At 71.7% G+C, this 19,590-nt stretch carries 20 protein-coding genes; 4 read left to right on the plus strand and 16 right to left on the minus strand.

Annotation, left to right across the window (positions count from 1 at the left end; translation table 11 throughout):
• Positions 1–153: 153 nt before the first annotated feature.
• Together ACZ501_RS25975 and ACZ501_RS25980 are read left to right on the plus strand one after the other, a co-directional pair.
• On the plus strand, positions 154–1,383 hold the full coding sequence (locus ACZ501_RS25975) for a L,D-transpeptidase (protein ID WP_361603282.1): 1,230 nt from the start codon (positions 154–156) through the stop codon (positions 1,381–1,383).
• 129 nt (positions 1,384–1,512) lie between these two features.
• Positions 1,513–3,090: a CocE/NonD family hydrolase gene (locus ACZ501_RS25980; RefSeq protein ID WP_468798508.1), complete on the plus strand. Its 1,578-nt coding sequence runs from the start codon at positions 1,513–1,515 to the stop codon at positions 3,088–3,090.
• A 34-nt stretch (positions 3,091–3,124) separates the two neighbouring features.
• Here the strand turns inward: ACZ501_RS25980 and ACZ501_RS25985 are convergent, their stop codons facing one another.
• The 12 genes from ACZ501_RS25985 to ACZ501_RS26040 all read right to left on the minus strand — a co-directional run bounded on the left by ACZ501_RS25985 (position 3,125) and on the right by ACZ501_RS26040 (position 13,078).
• Positions 3,125–4,003 (minus strand): amino acid ABC transporter permease, encoded by an 879-nt coding sequence (locus ACZ501_RS25985; RefSeq protein ID WP_362465083.1) that lies wholly within the window; start codon positions 4,001–4,003, stop codon positions 3,125–3,127.
• Positions 4,000–4,644, minus strand: a complete 645-nt coding sequence (locus ACZ501_RS25990) for an amino acid ABC transporter permease (RefSeq protein WP_361603291.1) — start codon at positions 4,642–4,644, stop codon at positions 4,000–4,002. Before ACZ501_RS25990 ends, ACZ501_RS25985 begins: the two co-directional genes overlap by 4 nt.
• 16 nt (positions 4,645–4,660) lie before the next feature.
• Positions 4,661–5,566: a glutamate ABC transporter substrate-binding protein gene (locus tag ACZ501_RS25995; RefSeq protein ID WP_361603294.1), complete on the minus strand. Its 906-nt coding sequence runs from the start codon at positions 5,564–5,566 to the stop codon at positions 4,661–4,663.
• An 11-nt stretch (positions 5,567–5,577) separates the two neighbouring features.
• Positions 5,578–6,321 (minus strand): amino acid ABC transporter ATP-binding protein, encoded by a 744-nt coding sequence (locus ACZ501_RS26000; RefSeq protein ID WP_361603297.1) that lies wholly within the window; start codon positions 6,319–6,321, stop codon positions 5,578–5,580.
• 112 nt (positions 6,322–6,433) lie between these two features.
• On the minus strand, positions 6,434–6,874 hold the full coding sequence (locus ACZ501_RS26005; protein ID WP_361603300.1) for a DUF6278 family protein: 441 nt from the start codon (positions 6,872–6,874) through the stop codon (positions 6,434–6,436).
• Between the two features lie 66 nt (positions 6,875–6,940).
• The gene (locus ACZ501_RS26010) at positions 6,941–7,729 is read right to left on the minus strand and encodes an exodeoxyribonuclease III (protein WP_362465074.1); all 789 of its coding nucleotides are present in this window, start codon (positions 7,727–7,729) and stop codon (positions 6,941–6,943) included.
• A 30-nt stretch (positions 7,730–7,759) separates the two neighbouring features.
• Positions 7,760–8,392: an MBL fold metallo-hydrolase gene (locus ACZ501_RS26015; RefSeq protein WP_361603306.1), complete on the minus strand. Its 633-nt coding sequence runs from the start codon at positions 8,390–8,392 to the stop codon at positions 7,760–7,762.
• Between the two features lie 46 nt (positions 8,393–8,438).
• The gene (locus ACZ501_RS26020) at positions 8,439–9,035 is read right to left on the minus strand and encodes a hypothetical protein (protein WP_361603309.1); all 597 of its coding nucleotides are present in this window, start codon (positions 9,033–9,035) and stop codon (positions 8,439–8,441) included.
• Positions 9,032–10,201, minus strand: coding sequence for an ROK family glucokinase (locus ACZ501_RS26025; protein ID WP_361603312.1), 1,170 nt, complete (start codon positions 10,199–10,201; stop codon positions 9,032–9,034). Before ACZ501_RS26025 ends, ACZ501_RS26020 begins: the two co-directional genes overlap by 4 nt.
• Entirely contained in the window at positions 10,198–11,034 is an 837-nt protein-coding gene (locus ACZ501_RS26030; protein WP_468798511.1) for an ATP-binding cassette domain-containing protein, read from the minus strand. The genes ACZ501_RS26025 and ACZ501_RS26030 overlap by 4 nt, the downstream gene beginning before the upstream one ends.
• Positions 11,031–12,071, minus strand: a complete 1,041-nt coding sequence (locus ACZ501_RS26035; RefSeq protein WP_468798514.1) for an ABC transporter permease — start codon at positions 12,069–12,071, stop codon at positions 11,031–11,033. The genes ACZ501_RS26030 and ACZ501_RS26035 overlap by 4 nt, the downstream gene beginning before the upstream one ends.
• On the minus strand, positions 12,068–13,078 hold the full coding sequence (locus tag ACZ501_RS26040) for a sugar ABC transporter substrate-binding protein (protein WP_468798517.1): 1,011 nt from the start codon (positions 13,076–13,078) through the stop codon (positions 12,068–12,070). Before ACZ501_RS26040 ends, ACZ501_RS26035 begins: the two co-directional genes overlap by 4 nt.
• Positions 13,079–13,221: 143 nt before the next feature.
• Here ACZ501_RS26040 and ACZ501_RS26045 point away from each other — a divergent pair, with 143 nt between their 5' ends.
• Positions 13,222–14,226 carry a Gfo/Idh/MocA family protein gene (locus tag ACZ501_RS26045; RefSeq protein ID WP_468798520.1) on the plus strand — a complete coding sequence of 335 codons (1,005 nt, stop codon included), beginning with the start codon at positions 13,222–13,224 and terminating at the stop codon, positions 14,224–14,226.
• A gap of 106 nt (positions 14,227–14,332) precedes the next feature.
• On the opposite strand, the gene ACZ501_RS26050 is transcribed toward ACZ501_RS26045, so the two are convergent.
• Both ACZ501_RS26050 and ACZ501_RS26055 read right to left on the minus strand, forming a co-directional pair.
• The gene (locus ACZ501_RS26050; RefSeq protein ID WP_468798523.1) at positions 14,333–15,253 is read right to left on the minus strand and encodes a DMT family transporter; all 921 of its coding nucleotides are present in this window, start codon (positions 15,251–15,253) and stop codon (positions 14,333–14,335) included.
• Between the two features lie 133 nt (positions 15,254–15,386).
• Complete coding sequence (locus tag ACZ501_RS26055; protein ID WP_468798526.1) at positions 15,387–16,004, minus strand: dihydrofolate reductase family protein; 618 nt, start codon at positions 16,002–16,004, stop codon at positions 15,387–15,389.
• Between the two features lie 189 nt (positions 16,005–16,193).
• On the opposite strand from ACZ501_RS26055, the gene ACZ501_RS26060 reads away from it, so the two are divergent.
• A complete protein-coding gene (locus ACZ501_RS26060) occupies positions 16,194–16,928 on the plus strand; it encodes an SDR family oxidoreductase (protein WP_361603333.1) in 735 nt (244 codons plus the stop codon).
• Positions 16,929–17,060: 132 nt separating this feature from the next.
• On the opposite strand, the gene alc is transcribed toward ACZ501_RS26060, so the two are convergent.
• Positions 17,061–18,188 (minus strand): allantoicase, encoded by a 1,128-nt coding sequence (gene alc / locus ACZ501_RS26065; protein WP_468798529.1) that lies wholly within the window; start codon positions 18,186–18,188, stop codon positions 17,061–17,063.
• A gap of 2 nt (positions 18,189–18,190) precedes the next feature.
• Positions 18,191–19,525, minus strand: coding sequence for an allantoinase AllB (gene allB, locus ACZ501_RS26070; RefSeq protein WP_468798703.1), 1,335 nt, complete (start codon positions 19,523–19,525; stop codon positions 18,191–18,193).
• Positions 19,526–19,590: the final 65 nt, after the last annotated feature.

Here is a 19,590-nt window from a genome sequence, read left to right on the forward strand (position 1 = left end):
CTGCCGCCTCCGGCGTATGTGACCGTTCGGCAACCGTTGTGCTGCGGCCCATGTCACACGGCGCAGAGAGAGCCTTTTCCGGGGAATGCGCAACCTAAAGTCGTTCCGTTCACTCCTTGCTTGTGGACGATCATTACTTCGGAGGGGTTTTCCTTGAGCCGCACACGCCGTACCGCACTTCCGCGCCGCCGGGGCCGCCACGCCACGCTGGTCGGCACCGCGCTGCTGGCCGCCGCGCTGACCGCCTGCGGCGGCGGCTCGGGCGGGAAGGGCGCGGCCGGCGACGGCGGGGCGGACGCGAAGAACAAACCGGACATGGCGATCGCGGTGAACCTGACGGGCGACCAGGTCAAGGCGGGTGAGCCGGTCCGGGTTACCCTCGCCGACGGGAAGTTCTCGCTGGTCAAGGTCACGGACGGCAAGGGCGGGGAGCTGCCGGGCCAGATATCCGCCGACGGGCGGACCTGGACCTCGGAACGCAACGCCTCCCCGGGCACCGACTACAGGGTCGAGGCGCAGAACACCGCGAGCCAGAGCGCGAGCACCCAGTTCAAGACCTCTCCCGCGGACAAGGTGAACAAGGTCTCCATCAACATCCCGAAGGGCAGCACGGTGGGCGTCGCGATGCCCGTCTCGCTCGTCTTCGACAATCCGGTGAAGAACAAGGCCGAGGTCGAGAAGCAGCTGAAGGTCGCCGCCTCGGACAACACCGAGGGCTCCTGGGGCTGGTTCAAGGATTACTCCGGCAAGGACCGGGTGGACTGGCGGCCGAAGGAGTACTGGAAGTCCGGCACCACCGTGAAAGTGGACATGAAGCTGAACGGCGTGGACTCCGGCACCGGCGGCGGACTCTTCGCGCGCGATTACAACACCGAGTTCACGATCGGCAAGGACCGCCGGATGGAGGTGAGCCTCGACACCAAGAAGATGACGGTCACCGAGGACGGCCAGGCGGTCAGGACGATCCCGGTCTCGGCGGGCACGCCGGGCGGCCAGAAGGCCTCCTGGTCGGGGAAGATGGTCCTGATGTCGAAGGAGGGCACCATCCGCATGGACTCCCAGACGGTGGGCCTGGGCGACTCCTACGACAAGATGGTCGACTACTCGATGCGGCTCACCTGGTCGGGCATGTACGCGCACGCCGCGCCCTGGAACTCCGGCAACTTCGGCCGCGTCAACAGCAGTTCCGGCTGCGTGGGCATGAGCGACGCCGACGCCCGGTCCTTCTACGAGCGCGTGCAGGTCGGCGACCCCTTCGAGGTGGTCGGCAGCGGCTCCAAGGGCAACGCCGAGCTCGGCAACGGGTACGGCGAGTGGAACCTGTCGTGGGACCAGTGGAAGGCGAAGAGCGCCCTCGCCGGCGGCGGCGCGCAGCAGGGCTGAGCGTACGGGCGGCCGCTGACCCCTCCTCAATTGTTACCGCTACGTAACTTACTCATGGGTTACCACCGGTAAGCCCCTCCGGTTACCGTCGGGTCACTTTCGGACACCGGCGCACGCGAGGAGCGATCGATGAGACCCCGCCCCACCACCGCAGTGGCCGCACTGCTGGCGGCAGCCGCCCTGGGCCTGGCCCCCCACCAGGCCCAGGCGGCCCCCGCCACCACCTCGCAGACGGACGCCTCGTCGCAGCTGCGCTTCCACGACATCCCCGGCTCCGGCGGCATCACCCTCAAGGGCAACGTCTTCACCCCGGCCGGCGCCGAGCCCGGCCGGAAGTACCCGCTGATCGTGCTCCCCACCAGCTGGGGCATGCCGCAGATCGAATACATCGCCCAGGCCAGGCAGCTCGCCGACTCCGGCTACGTGGTCGTCAGTTACACCTCGCGCGGCTTCTGGCTCTCCGGCGGACAGATCGAGACCGCCGGGCCGGCCGACATCGCCGACGTCTCCGCCGTCATCGACTGGGCCCTCGCCACCGCCCCCGCCGACCCCGGCCGCATCGGCCTCGGCGGGGTCTCGTACGGCGCGGGCATCAGCCTGCTCGCCTCCGCGCACGACCCGCGGATCAAGGCCGTGGTCGCCCTCAGCGGCTGGGCCGACCTCATCGATTCCATCTACTCCGGCCGCACCCAGCACCTCCAGGCCGCCGGGATGCTCGGCGCCGCCGGCCGCCTCACCGGCCGCCCGGGACCCGAACTCCAGCAGATCCTCGGCGACTTCCTCGGCTCGAAGCTCGAGAACGAGCAGGCGATGATCGAGTGGGGCAGGAAGCGCTCCGCCGCCGACCAGGTGGACCGGATCAACGCCAACGGCGCCGCGCTCATGCTCGGCAACGCCTGGGGCGACACCATCTTCCCGCCCAACCAGTACGCGGAGTTCTTCGAGAAGCTCACCGGCCCCAAGCGCCTGGAGTTCCGCCCCGGCGACCACGCCACCGCCGAGGCCACCGGCCTGCTCGGCCTGCCCAACGACACCTGGACCAACGCCCACCGCTGGTTCGACCGCTACCTCAAGGGCGAACGCAACGGCGTCGACACCGAGGCCCCCGTGCAGATCAAGTCCCGCAGCACCGAAGGCTACGAGGGCTACCCGGACTGGAAGTCGGTGGGCTCCGGCGGCACCGAGCGGCTCCCGCTCGCCGACAGCGAGCACGTCTGGGCCAACGCCGACTCCGGCGCCAACGGCGGGATCCTCTTCCTCTCCAGCGTCCTCGACCAGTTCGCGAAGGCCCCGCCGACCGCCTCGATCCCCCTCCTCCCCCGCGCCTTCGCCGCCGTCTGGCAGTCACCGCGCTACGAGCGGGAGCGCCGCGTCCGCGGGGCCGTACGCGTGCACACCACCGTGACGCCCACCAAGGGGGACGGCACCTTCGTCGCCTACCTCTACGACGTCGGCCCGCTCGGCATCGGCAAGCTCGTCAGCAACGCCCCGTACACCTTCCACGGAAAGACGCCCGGCCAGTCCTTCGGGGTGGACCTCAACCTCTTCTCCACCGCCTACGACGTGCCCGCGGGCCACCGGCTCGCGCTCGTCGTGGACACCGTCGACCCGCTCTACATCGAGCACAACCCCACCGGCGCACAGCTGACCTTCTCCTCGCCGCGCACCGATCCCTCGTACGTCTCGGTGCCGCTGCGCGAGCAGTGATCCGCGGCTGCGGCCGGGGAGGCGGGCTCCGCGCCTACCTCCCCGGCAGTACCGTGCCCGGATCGGCGGGGGCGACCTCGACGGCCCTGGTCTTCATGCTGCGCCGCTCACGCCGCGCGACCCAGGTGGCGAACCAGGACAGCAGCATGCACATCCCGATGTAGATCGGCGAGATGATCATCACGATGGGGATGAACGGCAGGTCGTAGTCCAGGTTCGAGGCGATCAGCTTGCCCGCGTGCAGGAACTCCTCGTAGGTGATCAGGAAGCCCAGCGAGGTGTCCTTCAGGGCCACCACCAGCTGGCTGATGATCGCGGGCAGCATCGCGCGGACCGCCTGCGGGGCCAGAACGAAGGTCATCACCTGCGTCTTGCGCATGCCGAGCGCGTACGCCGCCTCGCGCTGGCCCTTCTCCACGGCGTTGATGCCCGTGCGGAAGACCTCGGCCAGCACCGACCCGTTGTACAGCGTCAGCCCCGCCACCAGCGCGGGCAGGGGCTGCACCTTCAGCGCCACGAAGACGAAGAAGATCATCACCAGTACCGGCATGGCCCGGAAGAACTCCACGCACAGCGTCGCCGGCCAGCGCAGCGGCCGGTGTGCCGAGAGCCGCCCGGCGGCGAGCACCGCACCGAGTGCGAGCGAGAGCACCGAGGCGTACGCGAAGGCCTTCAGGGTGTTCCCGAGCCCCTCGAGCAGCAGCTCCTGGATGCCCTCGTACCCGAAGGGGCGCCACTTGGCGGCGGTGAACTGGTGGGTGGCGAAGAGCAGGTGGAGGATCCATGCCAGCAGGGCGAGGATCACCACCGTCGAGGCGATCCCGTAGAGGAAGTGGCGCCGCCGGGCCCGGGGCCCGGGCAGGTCGTACAGCGCGGTGGACACCAGGTCCCCGTGCAGCGCGTGCGCGGTCATCGGGCGACTCCGTAGCGCTTCTCCAGCACGTTGAAGAGCGCGCTGATGGACAGGGTGATGATCAGGTAGCCGACGGCGATCCAGACGAAGGTCCAGATGATGCTGTAGCCCAGCTCGTTGAGGGTCTTGTACGTGCCCAGCAGCTCGGTGACGCTGAAGGCGCCGGCGATCGCGGAGTTCTTCGCCAGCGCGATCAGGGTCGAGCCGATGGGCGGGATGACGGAGCGGAAGGCCTGCGGCAGCACCACCGTGCCCAGGGTCTGCCCGAAGGACATGCCCAGGCTGCGCGCGGCCTCCCCCTGCCCCTTGGGCACGGTGTTGATGCCCGAGCGCAGCACCTCGCAGATGAAGGCCGAGGTGTAGCAGCCGAGCGCGAGGACGGCGAAGAGCTGAAAGGGCAGGACCAGTCCGAAGCGGGGCAGGCCCAGCAGCACGGCGAAGAAGAGCAGGGTGAGCGGGGTGTTGCGCAGCACGGTCACCCAGACCGTGCCGAAGACCCGGAAGGAGCCGACGGGCGCGACGCGGAAGGAGGCCATCAGGAAGCCGAGGACCAGGGCGAGGAGCGAGGCGTAGACGGTCAGCTCGACGGTGCCGAGGAAGCCCTTGCCGTAGAGCGAGAAGTTCTCGGTGAGTACGTCCATGGAGTGCGCTCTCCCCTCAGCTCGCCGGGTAGCGGTCGATGGCGGGCGGCTTGGGGGCGGGCCGGCCGGAGAGGCCGAGCGTGGCCTCGTAGGCCTTCTTCCAGTAGCCGTTCTTCTCGTCGGCGGCCAGGGCGTCGTCGAGGGCGAAGCGCAGGGCGTTGTCGCCGCGCGGGACGCCGATGCCGTAGGGCTCCTCGGAGAAGGGCTTGCCGACCACCTTGAGCTCCTCGGGAACCTTGGCGGCGTAGCCGAGGAGGATGGAGTCGTCGGTGGAGACGGCGTCGACCTGGTAGGTGAGCAGGTTGTCGACGCAGACCGAGTACGTGTCGTAGGCGACGAGGACCGCCTTGGGGAACTCCCGCTGGAGCCGCTGGTAGGGGGTGGAGCCGGCGGCCGAGCAGACCTTCTTGCCGGCGAGGTCGCCGGGGCCCTCGATGTCCTTCTCGTTCCTGCGGACCAGCAGGGACTGGCCCGCCATGAAGTAGGGGCCGGCGAAGCCGACCTGCTTCTTGCGGTTGTCGTTGATCGTGTAGGTGCCCACGTAGTAGTCGATCTGGCCGTTCTGCAGGGCGGTCTCCCGGTTGGCGGAGGCGATCGTCCTGAACTCGACGGCCTTGGGGTCGAAGCCGAGCGAGGCCGCCATCATCTTGGCGATCTCGATGTCGAAGCCGGAGTAGCGGCCGCTCGCGGGGTCCTTCTCCCCCATGTACGGCTGGTCCTCCTTGACGCCGACGACGAGGCGGCCGCGCCGCTTCGCCTTCTCCCAGGTGCCCGACTGCGGCAGCGAGAAGCCGGTGTCGACCCGGTAGGCGGGCAGGTCCTCGGGTTGGGGGCCCTTGACCGGGGGGCTGCCGGACTTTCCGCAGCCGGCGGCCGCGAGGAGCAGGGCGGCCAGGGCGAGTGCGCGCAGGGTGTGTTTCACCGGGCCGCCCCTCAGTGCTTGAGGATCTTGGAGAGGAAGTCCCTGGCCCGGTCGCTCTCGGGGGCGGTGAAGAAGGCCTCCGGGGTGCGGTCCTCGACGATCCTGCCGTCGGCCATGAACACGACGCGGTTCGCGGCGGAGCGGGCGAAGCCCATCTCGTGGGTGACCACGACCATGGTCATGCCGTCGCGGGCGAGCTGCTGCATGACCTCCAGCACCTCGTTGATCATCTCCGGGTCGAGGGCGGAGGTCGGTTCGTCGAAGAGCAGGGCCTTGGGGTTCATGGCGAGGGCGCGGGCGATGGCCACGCGCTGCTGCTGGCCGCCGGAGAGCTGGGCGGGGTACTTGTCCGCCTGGTCTGCGAGGCCCACCCGGTCGAGGAGTTCCCGGGAGCGTTTGTCCGCCTCTTCCTTCTTGCGCTTGCGCACCTTGACCTGGGCGAGCGAGACGTTGGCCAGGACGGTCTTGTGTGCGAAGAGGTTGAACGACTGGAAGACCATGCCGACCTCGGCGCGGAGCCCGGCCAGCTCCTTGCCCTCGGCGGGCAGTGGCCGGCCGTCGAGGGTGATGGTGCCGGACTCGATGGTCTCCAGCCGGTTGATGGCGCGGCAGAGGGTGGACTTCCCGGATCCGGAGGGGCCGATGATCACCACCACCTCCCCGCGGCCGACGGTGAGGTCGATGTCCTGGAGGACGTGCAACGTCCCGTAGTGCTTGTTCACGTCCCGCAGCTCGATCAACGGATCGACGGCCATACGCTGCCCTGCCCACTTGTCGGTGTGTCGAGGTCAGCGCAAACTATCCAGCCGCCGGAGGGGCTTCGCCTCGACACGCCTAAAAGGCACATAAAGTACATTGGCCCTTTATTCACCCCTCGGAGGCCTCGGCGTAGGCCTGGCCGAGTTCCGGGGAGCCGGTCATCGCCCAGGACACCCCCGACTCGATCACGTTGAGCTCGCGCCCCGAGGCGAGGCGGATCACCGGCTGGCCGTTGGGCCAGACCTGCCAGCGGGCGCCCGGGAGGCTGCGGACGATCACGGTCCCGAGGTAGAAGCCGGCGTCGTTGCCCAGCCAGGGCACGGCCTCGGGGTCCCGTCGCCAGCGCGGCATCAGCTGGTCGAGTGCCCCCAACGAGGCCGGGGTCCCGTCGAGTTGGAGCCCGGCCGCCCTCGCCTGGGAGCGCAGCATCTCGCACTCCGAGAACAGCTCGGCGACGCCCTCGGGATCATCCGCGAGGGCGGCGGCGAGCCCCGCACCCTGTTCCGTTTCGTGCCGGTTCCGCCAGTTGGCCAGGAAAGGGATGTTCATACCGCCCAGCCTGGCACCCCGGCCCCGGGCTGGCCACAGGGCGCGCCTTGATCCTCCGGCCTATCCTCAGGCCGTCTGGACGTCCAGGTCCACGACGACGGGGGCGTGGTCGGAGGCGCCCTTGCCCTTGCGCTCCTCGCGGTCGACGTAGGCGTCCTTGACCGCCTTGGCGAAGGGCTCGTTGCCGTACACCAGGTCGATGCGCATGCCCCGGTTCTTGGGGAAGGCGAGCTGGCGGTAGTCCCAGAAGGTGTACGGCCGGTCGTACTTGAGCGCGCGCGGCACGACGTCGGTGAGCCCGGCGACGCGCAGGGCCTCCAGGGCGGCCCGTTCGGCGGGGGTGACGTGGGTGAGGCCCGCGAAGACGGCGGGGTCGTACACGTCCTCGTCGGTCGGCGCCACGTTGAAGTCGCCGAGCACCGCGAAGGGGCGGGGGCCCGCGGCGTCTTCGGCGATGGCGGTGGTGAGGGCGCCGAACCAGTTCAGCTTGTAACCGTAGTGGTCGTGCTCGACCTCGCGGCCGTTGGGCACGTACACCGACCAGACCCGCACCCCGCCGCAGGTGGCGGAGATGGCGCGGGGTTCCTGGACGCCCTCGTAGTCCGGGCCGCCCGGCAGGCCCATGACGACGTCCTCCAGGCCGACCCGGGACAGGAGGGCGACGCCGTTCCACCGGCCGGTGGCGTGCACCGCCGACTCGTAGCCCAGCTCGCGCAGCTCGGCGGCGGGGAACTGCTCCACGGAGCACTTGGTCTCCTGGACGCAGAGCACGTCCGTGCCGGAGCTCTCCAGCCAGGCCAGCAGGCGCGGCAGCCGGGCGGTGATCGAGTTGACGTTGTACGTGGCGATACGCATGCACACCAACCTACCGCCCGGCACCGACAGTCAGAATGCGGCGCTCTGACCTGCGCCGAGGCGGCTGTGCGGGGCGCCGCCGAGGGTGTCGAGGGCCATGTCGTAGATCGGCCGGGCGATGTCCGCGAGGTAGGCGTCGTGGATGTCGAAGGCCCGGGCCGGCTTGACCTCGCGGAGGTAGTCGATCACCTCGGAGACCTTGTTCCACGGCGCGTGCACCGGCAGCATCAGCGTCTCGACCGGGGCGTCCGGCACGGTCAGCGCGTCACCGGGGTGGAAGAGGGAGCCGTCGACGAGGTAGCCGACGTTCGTGACCCGCGGGATGTCGGGGTGGATCACGGCGTGCAGCTCGCCGTGGACCTGGACCTCGAACCCGGCGGCGGTGAAGGTGTCGCCGTGGCCCACGGTGTGCACCCGGCCCGGGTAGGCGCCGGCCATGCGCTCCGCGACGCTGCGCAGGGTCCACAGCCCGGCGGCCGGGTTCGCGTCGAGCGCCGCGCGCAGCCGGCCCTCGTCGAAGTGGTCCGGGTGCTCGTGGGTGACCAGCAGGGCGTCCGCCCCGAGGCCCGCGTCCGGTTCGCTGAACGCGCCCGGGTCGATGACGAGCAGGCGCCCGTCCTTCTCCAACTGGACGCAGGAGTGCAGCCGTTTGGTGAGCTTCATGATCCCACCATAGGGCGTGCCCGGAAGCGGTCCGGGGAACGGCGGTCTACGGAACCGCGGTGGAGACGACGTACACGCGGGGGGCGGCCGGGTTGGCGAGGTCGACCGTGACGTCCCGGGTGGGGCGCGGCTCCTTCGCCTCCAGGGTGACCCCGGACCACTTGTGCTTCGGGCTCCAGCTCCAGCCGGCCACCCCGGCGTCGCGGTCGGAGACCGACACTCCGGGGGTCAGCGCCTCCCGGCTGGTGCCGATGCCGGACAGGAAGGCGTCCAGCTCCGCTGGCGTCACCTGGAACTGGACGTAGAGCCGGCTGGTGTGCCAGTTGTTGGTCTCCAGGTAGCCGACGTGGGACGCCATCATCGGTATCGGCACCTCGTAGATGCTGCGCTGCACCCTGGACGGCCAGTCCGGGCGCACCTTGACCGCGCCGACCCGGGCGGCCTTGTCCCGGCCGCTCTCGCGGCTCTGCTGGGCCGAGACGAACAGGTAGCCCGCCGGGACGCCGATGAGCAGCACGATGATGATCGCGGTGACCCAGCGGCGCCGCAGGGTGTGCCGGCGGTCCGCCTGCTCCTCGGCGGTGGGCGGCCGGCCGCCCGCGTCGGGGGCGGGGGCCTGGCGGGGCAGGGAGGGCGGTGTCACTGCTGTTCCTGGTCCTTGCTGTCCGTGGGGCCCGCGGTGCCGCGCCGGCCGAGCTGCGCGTAGCGCTCGTGCCGTTCGACGCGCCGGCGCGTGGCGCGGCGGAAGCGCCGGGCGACGAGCCGGGCGAGGTCCGCGGCGCCGACCATGCCCGCCTCGGGGCCGAGCTGGGCCTTGGCGATCCGGGCCTCGGGGCGGTAGCCGCGGCCGGTGAGGTGGCGGCGGAAGGCGTCCCGGGCGGGGCCGATCAGGAGGTCGTCGGCGGCGCTGACGCCGCCGCCGATGACGAAGCAGGAGGGGTCGAGGGCGGCGGCGAGGTTGGCGATGCCGACGCCGAGCCACTGGCCGATGTCCTGGAGGAGCTCGACGCACATGGCGTCGCCCTCGCGGGCCAGCTCGGTGATGAGGGGGCCGGTGATCTCGTGGACGTTGCCGCCGACCCTGGCGATGATGTTGTAGGCCACCGGGGAGTCGGCGGCTGCCAGCTCGCGGGCCTCGCGGACCAGGGCGTTGCCGGAGCTGTACTGCTCCCAGCAGCCGCGGTTGCCGCAGGGGCAGCGGTGGCCGCCGGGGACGACCTGCATGTGGCCGAACTCGCCGGCCACCCCGTAGCGGCCGCGCTTGACCTGGCCGTCCTCCAGGATGGCCCCGCCGATGCCGGTGCCCAGGGTGATCATCACGAGGTGGTCCTCGCCGCGGCCGGCGCCGAAGCGCCATTCGGCCCAGGCCGCGGTGTTGGCGTCGTTGTCCACCATGACCGGGACGGCGAGCCGGGACTGGAGCGCGTCGCGCAGCGGCTCGTCGCGCCAGGCGAGGTGCGGGGCGAAGAGCACGCGGGAGCGGTCGGCGTCGACCCAGCCGGCGGCGCCGATGCCCACGGCGTGCACGTCGTGCCGGTCGGACAGGTCGAGGACCAGTTCGACGATGGTGTCCTCGACGACCTTGGGGCTCTTGGACTTGTCCGGGGTCTCGGTGCGGATCTTCTCCAGGATGATCCCGTCGGCGTCGACCACGCCCGCCATGACCTTGGTGCCGCCGATGTCGATGCCGACGGTCGGCACGCGCGGGGCGGTCCGCAGCGAGCGCCGCTCGCGGGTCCCGACGGTCCGCAGGACGGTGCCCCGCGCCGCCCCGCGGTGGGCGAGCGTGAAGTCCCGGTACGTGCTCATCGAGTGGTTTCGTCCCTGTCGGAGGCCGGAGCGGAAGGGGTGGTCGCCCCTGATTCTGCCACCCGCTCCAGCTCGTGGCTCAGCTCCTCCAGCTCCGAGCCGCCCGCCATCTGCCGGGTGAGCTCGTCGAGGGTGATCGAGTCCCGGGTGTGACTGCCCGCCATGGCGCCCCGCTTGAGCAGGACGAAGCGGTCGCCGACGAGGTGGGCGTGGTGCGGGTTGTGCGTGATGAGCACCACTCCGAGGCCCGCGTCGCGGGCGGCCGCGACGTACTTGAGGACCACTCCGGACTGCTTGACGCCGAGGGCGGCGGTGGGTTCGTCGAGTACGAGGACCTTCGCGCCGAAGTGGACGGCGCGGGCGATGGCCACGCACTGCCGCTCCCCGCCGGACAGGGTGCCGATCGGCTGGTCGACGTCGCGCAGGTCGATGCCCATGCGCAGCAGCTCGGCGCGGGTGGTCTCGCGCATGAGCCGCACGTCGAGGCGGCGCAGGGGGCCGCGCCCCCGGGTGGGCTCGGAGCCGAGGAAGAAGTTGCGCCAGACCGGCATGAGGGGGACGACGGCCAGGTCCTGGTAGACGGTGGCGATGCCGTGGTCGAGGGCGGCGCGCGGGTTGGCGAGCTGCGTCGCGGTGCCCTCGATCTCGAAGGTTCCGCCGTCGTGCCGGTGGAGTCCCGCGATGATCTTGATGAGGGTGGACTTGCCCGCGCCGTTGTCACCGAGTACGCAGGTGATCTCGCCGGCCGACACCTCCAGGGAGACGTCCTTGAGGGCGCGGATGGTGCCGTAGTACTTGCCGACTCCGGTCAGTTTCACCAGTGGCGTGCTCATGCCCGTGCCTCCGCCCGCTTGCGGACCCATGCGTTCAACAGCGTGGCGAGCAGCAGCATGGCGCCCAGGAAGAACTTGAACCAGTCGGGGTTCCACTGGGCGTAGACGATGCCGTTGCTGGTCATCCCGAAGATGAAGGCGCCGACGGCCGAGCCGATCGCGGAGCCGTAGCCGCCGGTCATCAGGCAGCCGCCGATGACGGCCGCGATGATGTAGAGGAACTCGTTGCCCACCCCCTCCCCCGACTGGACGACGTCGAAGGAGAAGAGGATGTGCTGCCCGGAGATCCAGGCGCACAGGGCGACGCCCATGTAGAGGCCGATGCGGGTCTTGACGACCGGTACGCCGACCGCGCGGGCCGCGTCCGCCCCGCCGCCCACGGCGAAGATCCAGTTGCCGGCGCGGGTGCGCAGCAGGATCCAGGTGGCGACGGCGACCAGGACCAGCCACCACAGGATGGTGACCTTGAGGGTGACGGAGCCGATGTTCCACTGCGAGGCGAACAGGGCGCGGGCGGAGGCGAAGCCCTCCATGTCGGCGATCGTCTTGGTGGAGACCGAGCCGCTGATCAGCTTGGTGAAGCCGAGGTTCAGGCCGGTCAGCATCAGGAAGGTGCCGAGCGTGATGATGAAGCTCGGCAGCTTCGTGCGGGTCAGCATGAACCCGTTGAAGAAGCCGAGCGCCAGGGTGACCAGCAGGGAGACGAGGACGCCCACCCAGAGGTTGGCGGTCATCTGGTAGCTGAACATCGAGCTGATCAGCGCCGAGGTGGTGACCATGACGCCGGCCGAGAGGTCGAACTCGCCGCCGATCATCAGCAGGGCGACCGGGACCGCCATGATCCCGATGGTGGAGGCCGAGTAGAGGACGGTGCTGAGGCTGGAGGCCTTCAGGAAGCTGTCCGCGGCGAAGCAGAAGAAGACGAAGACCGCGGCGGCGCCGACGACGGCGCCGAGCTCCGGGCGGCCCAGCATGCGCCGGACCTGGGAGGCGGGCGCGAGCCGTTCGTCCGCGGCCGGGGCGGCGGGGGTGCTCATCGGCTGCCCCGCTTGATGTACTTCTCCAGCTCGGCGGCCTCCGCGGCGGTCACGATCTGCGGGCCGGTCAGCACCGGGCGGCCGCCGCCGAGGACGTCCGCGTTGTAGCGGTAGAGCCACAGCAGGTCGACGGCCTGGTAGCCCTGGAGGTAGGGCTGCTGGTCCACGGCGAAGCCCAGCGCCCCGGACTTGAGGTCCCGGGCGACGGACTCGTTGAGGTCGAAGGTGTCCACCTCGGCCTTGCTGCCCGCCGCGTCCTTCGCCTTGACGGCGGTGGGGGCGAAGGGCGCGCCCAGGGTGACGACGGCGTCGACGGAGGGGTCGGCCTGGAGCTTGGCCTGGACGGCCGCCTGGACGGAGGGCATGTTCGTGCCCTCGACGTACAGGTTCTCCAGCTCCCCGCCGAAGGTCTTCTTCGCCCCGGCGCAGCGCTGCTCGTGGCCGACGTTGCCCTGCTCGTGCAGGACGCAGACGGCCTTCTTGCGGCCCCGCTTCGTCAGCTCGGCGCCGACCGCCTCGCCGGCGATCTGCTCGTCCTGGCCGATGTGGGTGAGCGCGCCGTACGCGGCCGACTGCGCGGAGCCGGAGTTGACCGTCACCACCGGGATGCCGGCCTTGGCGGCCTTGGCGAGGACGTCCTTGAGGGCTTCGGGCTTGGCGAGGCTGACGATGATCCCGTCGGCCTTCTGGTCGATGGCGTTCTGCACGAACTGGGCCTGCTGCTGCGCCTGGTCGTCGTGGGAGTAGACGAAGTTGATGTTGTCCTTGGCCGCGGCCTCCTTGGCGCCCTTCTGCACGATGTCCCAGAAGGTGTCGCCGTCGCCCGCGTGGGTGACCATCGCGAAGGTCCAGCGCGGCGTGGACACGGCGGGCCGGCCCGCCTCGGCGGCCTTCGCCCGTTCCTCGGCGCGCTTGCCGCCCGTGCTGCTGCAGCCCGCGAGGGAGGCCCCCAGTACCGCCGCGAGCACGGCGCCGACGACGCGTACCCCTGTCCGAACCCTAGCCACGTCCCCGTGCCCTTCCCTCGTCCGTCATCAATCGGTCATTTGCGGTTTCAGCCGCCCAGTATCCGCCACAGTGGACCATGCAGGGTCATCGGGGCATGGCCGGGCAGATTGACAGGTCCCCCGTACGGGGTCACGTTGAGTGCATGCGCATCGGGCTGATCGGAACGGGCCGGATCGGCTCCTTCCATGCGGCCGCCCTGGCCCGCCACCCGGACGCCGGGTCGCTGCTGCTGGCCGACGCCGACCCGGCGCGGGCCGCGCGGCTCGCGGACCGGCTGGGGGCCACTGCCGCGCCGACCGTCGACCAGGTCTTCACCTGGGGCGTGGACGCCGTGGTGGTGGCCTGCGCCACGGAGGGCCACGCCGAGCTCGTCGTACGGGCGGTGCGCGGCGGACTGCCGGTGTTCTGCGAGAAGCCGCTCGCCCCGGACCTGGCGCGCTCCCTGGCGGTGCTGCGCGAGGTGGGGGCCGTCGGCGGGACGCTCCAGGTGGGCTTCATGCGCCGGTTCGACGCGGGCTACCGGACCGCGCGGGAGCTGGTCCGTTCGGGCGCCCTGGGCCGGCTGCACACGGTGCGCACGATGACGGCGGACCCGGCTCCCCCGCCGGCCGCCTACCTCGCCGCCTCGGGGGGCCTGTTCCGGGACTGCCTGGTGCACGACTTCGACATGGTCCGCTGGGTGACCGGGCACGAGGTGACGCAGGTGTACGCGACCGGTTCCGACCGGGGGCCGGCCCGGTTCCGCGAGACGGGGGACGTCGACACCGCCGCCGCCGTGCTCACCCTGGACGACGGGACGCTGGTCACCAGTACCGGCAGCCGCTGCAACGGCGCCGGGTACGACGTGCGGATGGAACTGGCCGGGGAGCTGGACCAGGTCTCCTGCGGACTGGACGACCGGACGCCGATCGCCTCGACCGAGCCGCACGGCCCGCCGCCGGCGAGCAAGCCGTGGACGGGCTTCCTGGAGCGCTTCGGCCCCGCCTACGAGGCCGAGCTGGCGGCCTTCGTACGGCTGGTGCGCGGCGAGGGGGACAACCCGTGCGACGGGATCCAGGCGCTCGCCGCGTTCCGCGTGGCCGAGGCCTGCGAGCGCTCCCGGCGCGAGCGCCGCCCCGTGCGGCTGGAGGAGCTCCCGGGCCTGTAGGGGTGACGCGCCGACGGGCATGCGGGCCACAGTAGGGCCGGTGATCAAGCCCGCAGGAGCCGATTACCGGCCAATCGAAGCGGGCCCGCGTGAGGGCCGGGAGCACTCAGCGCGCCGCGCGGCGCCCCCAGGCGGTGCCGGCGAGGACCAGCGCCGCACCGGTGAGGCCGAGGGGGGCGAGGTGCTCGCCGCCGATGGCGATGCCCGCGGCGGCCGCCCACAGCGGTTCGGTGCCGAGCAGCAGGCTGACGCGGGAGGGCGAGGTGCGGCGTACGGCCCACATCTGCACGAAGAAGGCGAAGAGGGTGCAGAAGACGGAGAGGAAGGCGAGCCCGGCCCACTGGGCGGCGCCGAAGCCGGCGGCCGCCGCCCAGGGGCCGTCCCCGGTGCCGGGCAGGGCGGCCAGCAGGGCGAAGACCAGGACGGCGCCGCCGAGCTGGACGGTGGTGAGGGAGAGGGAGTCGGCGTCCTGGACGGCCTTGATCCGCGCCATGAGCAGCACGTGCACCGTGCGGGCCAGGGCGGCACCGAGAATGAGCAGGTCACCGGGCCCGGGCGCGGTGAACCCGGCGCCCTGCGTGAGCAGCACGACCCCGGCGACGGAGACGGCGGCCGCCCCGAGGAAGGCGGCCGGGGGCGCCTGGCGGCGTACGGCGGACTCGGCGAGCGGGGTGAAGATCATGGTCAGGCTGATGATCAGACCGGCGTTGGTGGCGGAGGTGTGCACCACCCCGTAGGTCTCCAGCAGGAAGATCCCGCCGAGTACGAGGCCCAGCGCGCCGGCCCCGCGCAGCTGGGCGGCGCTCAGCGCCCGCAGCCGCCGCCGTCCGGCCACGACGAGCACCGGCAGCACCAGCGCGAAGCGCAGCACGAGGACCGCGATCACGGTGTGCGCGGTGGTGATGCCCTTGGCGGCGAGGTAGCTGCCGCCCCAGACGACGGCGACGAGCAGGACGGGCAGGTCCGCGAGCCAGGCCCGCCGGGGGGCGAGCGCGGGGGCGGGGGCAGGGGCGGCGAGGGTGGACACCGGGCGGCTCCGACGGCGGGAAGGGCGTGGAGACGGCGGTGGCTCGCACGGATGCGGGGTCACCGTACCCGAGTCGATCTTCCCGGGGCGACCGGGAAGATCCCGCCCCGCACGGCGCCCGGCGGGCGGGGGCTCAGTCCTCGAAGGTGCCGAAGGAGGCGCGGCCCGTGGGGCGGTAGGTGTGGATGGCGGTGCCGGAGCCGGTGGTGCGCGAGCCGGTCGTCTCGAAGGCCGTGGGCAGGCCGCCGGTGGGGAACAGGCGCCGGCCCGCGCCGAGGAAGACGGGGAAGACCAGCAGGTTCAGCTCGTCGACGAGGTCGCGCGCGAGCAGCCACTGGGCCAGCTGCCCGCTGCCGTGCACCTGGAGCTCCCCGTCCAGGGCGTCCTTGACGCGGACGATCTCCGACTGGAGGTGCTCCCCGTCCAGGACGGTGGCGGGGCCCCAGGCGGGCTCCTTGAGGGTGGTGGAGGCGACGTACTTCGGCAGCCGGTTGAGCCCGCCGGCGATCGGGTCGGCCGGCTCGTCGTGCTGCGGCCAGTAGGAGGCGAAGATCTCGTACGTCCGGCGCCCCAGCAGGAAGGCCCCGGCCCGGTCGAAGACCTCGCCCATGAACTCCCCCATGCCCTCGTCGGCGAAGGGCACGAGCCAGCCCCCGTACGCGAACCCGCCGCTGCGGTCCTCCTCGGGCCCGCCGGGGGCCTGCATCACTCCGTCGAGGGTCAGGAAGGTGGTGAGGGTCAGCTTGCCCATGGCGCGGCGCTCCTTGTGTCGGTGTCCCGTGTCCGGTTACCCGTTGTTCCGGTACGTGTGCAGACTCCCGCCGGCGTGCGGACTCATCGGTGCGGCGCGCGTGAACGCGAGGTCGGATTCCCGCCAGCGCCGCCCGCCCCCCGAGGATTTCATTGAACCCGCAAGCAAATGGACCGCGGGAGGACACACATGAACGGCAACAGGGTGGCTCTGGTGACGGGCGGCAGCCGGGGCATCGGGGCGGCCACCGCGCTGCGGCTGGCCGAGGACGGCTTCGACGTGGCGCTCACCTACGTCGGCGGCGCGGAAGCCGCGGCCGAGGTCGTCGGCAAGATCGAGGCGCTCGGCCGCAGGGGCCTGGCGGTACGGGCCGACGCCGGCACCGCCGACGGTCCCCGGACGGCGGTGGAGGAGACGGTACGCGCCCTCGGGCGGCTCGACGTCCTGGTCAACAACGCCGGCGTGGGCGTGCTCGGCCCGATCGGCGAGCTCGGCGCCGCCGACGTGGACCGGGTCCTCGGCGTCAACGTCCGGGGCGCCTTCCTGGCCGCGCAGGCCGCGGCCGGGCACCTGCGCTCCGGCGGGCGCGTCGTCACCGTCGGCAGCTGCATCGTCCAGCGGGTCCCCGGCCCGGGCGGCACCCTGTACGCGATGAGCAAGGCGGCCATGACCGGTCTGACGAAGTCCCTCGCCCGGGAGCTCGGCGGACGCGGCATCACCGCGAACCTGGTGCACCCCGGCCCCACGGACACCGACATGAACCCCGCCGACGGCCCGTACGCGGACCCGCAGCGGGCGATGACGGCCCTCGGGCGGTACGGCACCTCGGAGGAGGTGGCCGCGATGGTGTCCTTCCTCGCCGGGCCGGACGCCGCCTACGTCACCGGGGCGGAGTTCTCGGTGGACGGCGGCCACGCCGCCTGAGCGGGGGACGCGCCGCCTCACCCGGGCGGCGCCCCCCCACGCCTGTGGGGCGCACCGCGTGTGCGGTGCGCCCCACAGGGCCGTGCCAGGCCCCGGGGGTGTCGGCCCCCGGGGCGGTCGGACGGGGCGGACTCAGCCGCCCAGCTCCTGGTGGCGGGCGGCGTGCGCGGCCGCGCCGGCCTCCGTCAGCGAACCGAACAGCCGCAGGCGGGAGAAGCCGCCGTCCGGGAAGATGTCGATCCGTACGTGCGTGCCGACCGCCGGGGCGTCCAGCACGAAGCGGTGGTTGGTGTCGGGCTGCAGGCGGGTGCGCGGCAGGAACTCCGTCCACTCGCCCTCCTCGCCCGTCTTGACCGACAGCGAGGCCCAGCCGGCCGAGTTGCCCTTGAGGTAGGCGGTGTCGATCTCGACGGCGCGGATCTCGGACTCGGCGACGAGCTGGTAGCGGATCCAGTCGTTGCCGTTGTCGCGGCGGCGGGCGGTCTCCCAGCCGTCGTCCATCTTGCGGGAGCGGCCCGGGTTGATGGTGTTGGTCGGGGGGGAGTAGAAGCGGTTGGACGCGTCCTCGACGGAGCCGCCGTTCTCCAGGGCGACGACGTCGAAGGTGCCCAGCGCGGCGAGCCACTTCGGGTCGGGGCGGACCTCGCCGTAGACGCGCAGGCGGGCCACGCCGCCGTCCGGGTGCTGGTTGAGGCGCAGGTGCGTGAAGCGCTGCTCGGCGTCGACCTCGAAGCCGTTGGCCGCGTGGCCGCCGACGGGGGTGCGCTCGACGAGGGTCGTCCACTTGACGTCCTCGGACAGCAGCTCCTCCGCGGTCGGGGAGCCCTCGACGGAGGCGCCCTGGACCGACACGGCCTGGGGCATGTTGCCGCGGAAGTGGGCGGTGTCGACGACGATGCCGCGGATGACGCCGGGGGCGCCGAGGCGGATCAGGGCGTAGTCGTGGTCCTCGGCGGTCGGCCAGGGCTGCTCGGCGGACACGCCGCGGCGGCGGCGGGTCTCCCAGCCGTCCATGACCTTGCCCTTGTGCCCGAAGTGCTCGGGGTCGAAGTGCGGGGCCTCGTGGATGAGCAGGTTCTCGCGCTCGGCGAAGAACTCGTCGTTGGCGGCGATGACACCGGCGCCCAGCTCGCGGGCGGCGAGGTTCGCGTACTGGGTGAAGGGGAACTCCGCGGTGCGGTAGTCCGCGTACGGGTCGCCGCCCCCGTACGGGTTCGCGTTACCGGTGAAGGAAGCCAATCCAGTCGAACGCTGTGCCACTGTCAGTTCTGCCTTTCAAGGAGGAGGCCCGTGGGCTCGGTCGGGGTGCCGTGGTCGGCGATCTGCCGCCCGCGCAGCCAGGTGGACTTCACGACGCCGTGCAGGGTCCTGCCCGCGTACGCCGTGACCGGGTTGCGGTGGTGCAGGTGGGCCGGGTCCACGGTGAAGGTCTCTTCGGGGGCCAGGACCGCGAAGTCGGCGTCACGGCCGGCCTCGATGGCACCCTTGGCCGCCAGGCCCGCCAGCGCGGCGGGGGCGGTGGACATCCAGCGCGCGACCTCTTCGAGGGTGCGGCCGCGCTTGCGGGCCTCGGTCCAGATGGCGGGGAGGCCCAGCTGGAGGGAGGAGATGCCGCCCCACGCGGTGGCGAAGTCGCCGGTCTTCAGGTCCGCGGTGGAGGGCGAGTGGTCGGAGACGATGCAGTCGATGGTGCCGTCGGCCAGCGCGTCCCACAGCAGGTCCTGGTTGGCGGCCTCGCGGATGGGCGGGCAGCACTTGAACTCGGTGGCGCCGTCCGGGACTTCCTCGGCCGTGAGGGTGAGGAAGTGCGGGCAGGACTCGACGGTGACGGCCACGCCCTCGGCCTTGGCCGCGGCGATCAGCGGCAGCGCGGAGGCGGAGGAGAGGTGCAGGACGTGCACGCGGGCGTTCAGCCGCTTCGCCTGGTCGATCAGGTTCTGGATCGCGGTGTTCTCGGCGTCCTGCGGGCGGGAGGCCAGGAAGTCGGCGTACTTGGGGCCCGGGGTCTGCGGGGCGGACTCCAGGTGGTGCGGGTCCTCGGCGTGCACGATCATCAGGCCGCCGAAGCCGGTGATCTCGGCGAGGGAGGTGGCCAGCTGCTCCTGGTCCAGCTGCGGGAACTCGTCCACGCCGGAGGGCGACAGGAAGCACTTGAAGCCGAAGACGCCGGCGTCGTGCAGCGGGCGCAGGTCCTTGACGTTGTCCGGGAGCGCACCGCCCCAGAAGCCGACGTCCACGTGCGCCTTCGTCCGGGCGACCTCCTGCTTGACGCGGAGGTTGTCGACCGTGGTGGTCGGCGGGAGGGAGTTCAGCGGCATGTCGAGGATGGTGGTGATACCACCGGCGGCGGCGGCGCGGGTGGCCGTCCAGAAGCCCTCCCACTCGGTGCGGCCGGGGTCGTTCACGTGGACGTGCGTGTCCACCAGGCCGGGGAGCAGGACGTCGTCGCCGAAGTCCTCGAGCCGGGCTCCGGCCGGTACCTCGGCGTCGTGCGCCAGCACGGCCGTGATCTTCCCGCCGGCGACGGCCACCGAGGCGGCGCGCGTCCCCTCGGGGGTGATGACGCGCGTCGAGCGCAGTACCAGTTCCACAGCCACGTCGGCCACCGGAACCTCCCCATCTACTTCCACAGAGCGAAATTCAACGTTCTGTTGACGGAGTC

The organism is Streptomyces sp. NPDC034085, assembly GCF_055575555.1.

Coding starts and splice junctions, on each gene's coding strand:
- ACZ501_RS25980 (WP_468798508.1), top strand. CDS start 1,513: ATGAGACCCCGCCCCACCACCGCAGTGGCCGCACTGCTGGCGGCAGCC.
- ACZ501_RS25985 (WP_362465083.1), bottom strand. CDS start 4,003: ATGACCGCGCACGCGCTGCACGGGGACCTGGTGTCCACCGCGCTGTAC.
- ACZ501_RS25990 (WP_361603291.1), bottom strand. CDS start 4,644: ATGGACGTACTCACCGAGAACTTCTCGCTCTACGGCAAGGGCTTCCTC.
- ACZ501_RS26000 (WP_361603297.1), bottom strand. CDS start 6,321: ATGGCCGTCGATCCGTTGATCGAGCTGCGGGACGTGAACAAGCACTAC.
- ACZ501_RS26005 (WP_361603300.1), bottom strand. CDS start 6,874: ATGAACATCCCTTTCCTGGCCAACTGGCGGAACCGGCACGAAACGGAA.
- ACZ501_RS26010 (WP_362465074.1), bottom strand. CDS start 7,729: ATGCGTATCGCCACGTACAACGTCAACTCGATCACCGCCCGGCTGCCG.
- ACZ501_RS26015 (WP_361603306.1), bottom strand. CDS start 8,392: ATGAAGCTCACCAAACGGCTGCACTCCTGCGTCCAGTTGGAGAAGGAC.
- ACZ501_RS26025 (WP_361603312.1), bottom strand. CDS start 10,201: ATGAGCACGTACCGGGACTTCACGCTCGCCCACCGCGGGGCGGCGCGG.
- ACZ501_RS26030 (WP_468798511.1), bottom strand. CDS start 11,034: ATGAGCACGCCACTGGTGAAACTGACCGGAGTCGGCAAGTACTACGGC.
- ACZ501_RS26035 (WP_468798514.1), bottom strand. CDS start 12,071: ATGAGCACCCCCGCCGCCCCGGCCGCGGACGAACGGCTCGCGCCCGCC.
- ACZ501_RS26045 (WP_468798520.1), top strand. CDS start 13,222: ATGCGCATCGGGCTGATCGGAACGGGCCGGATCGGCTCCTTCCATGCG.
- ACZ501_RS26055 (WP_468798526.1), bottom strand. CDS start 16,004: ATGGGCAAGCTGACCCTCACCACCTTCCTGACCCTCGACGGAGTGATG.
- ACZ501_RS26060 (WP_361603333.1), top strand. CDS start 16,194: ATGAACGGCAACAGGGTGGCTCTGGTGACGGGCGGCAGCCGGGGCATC.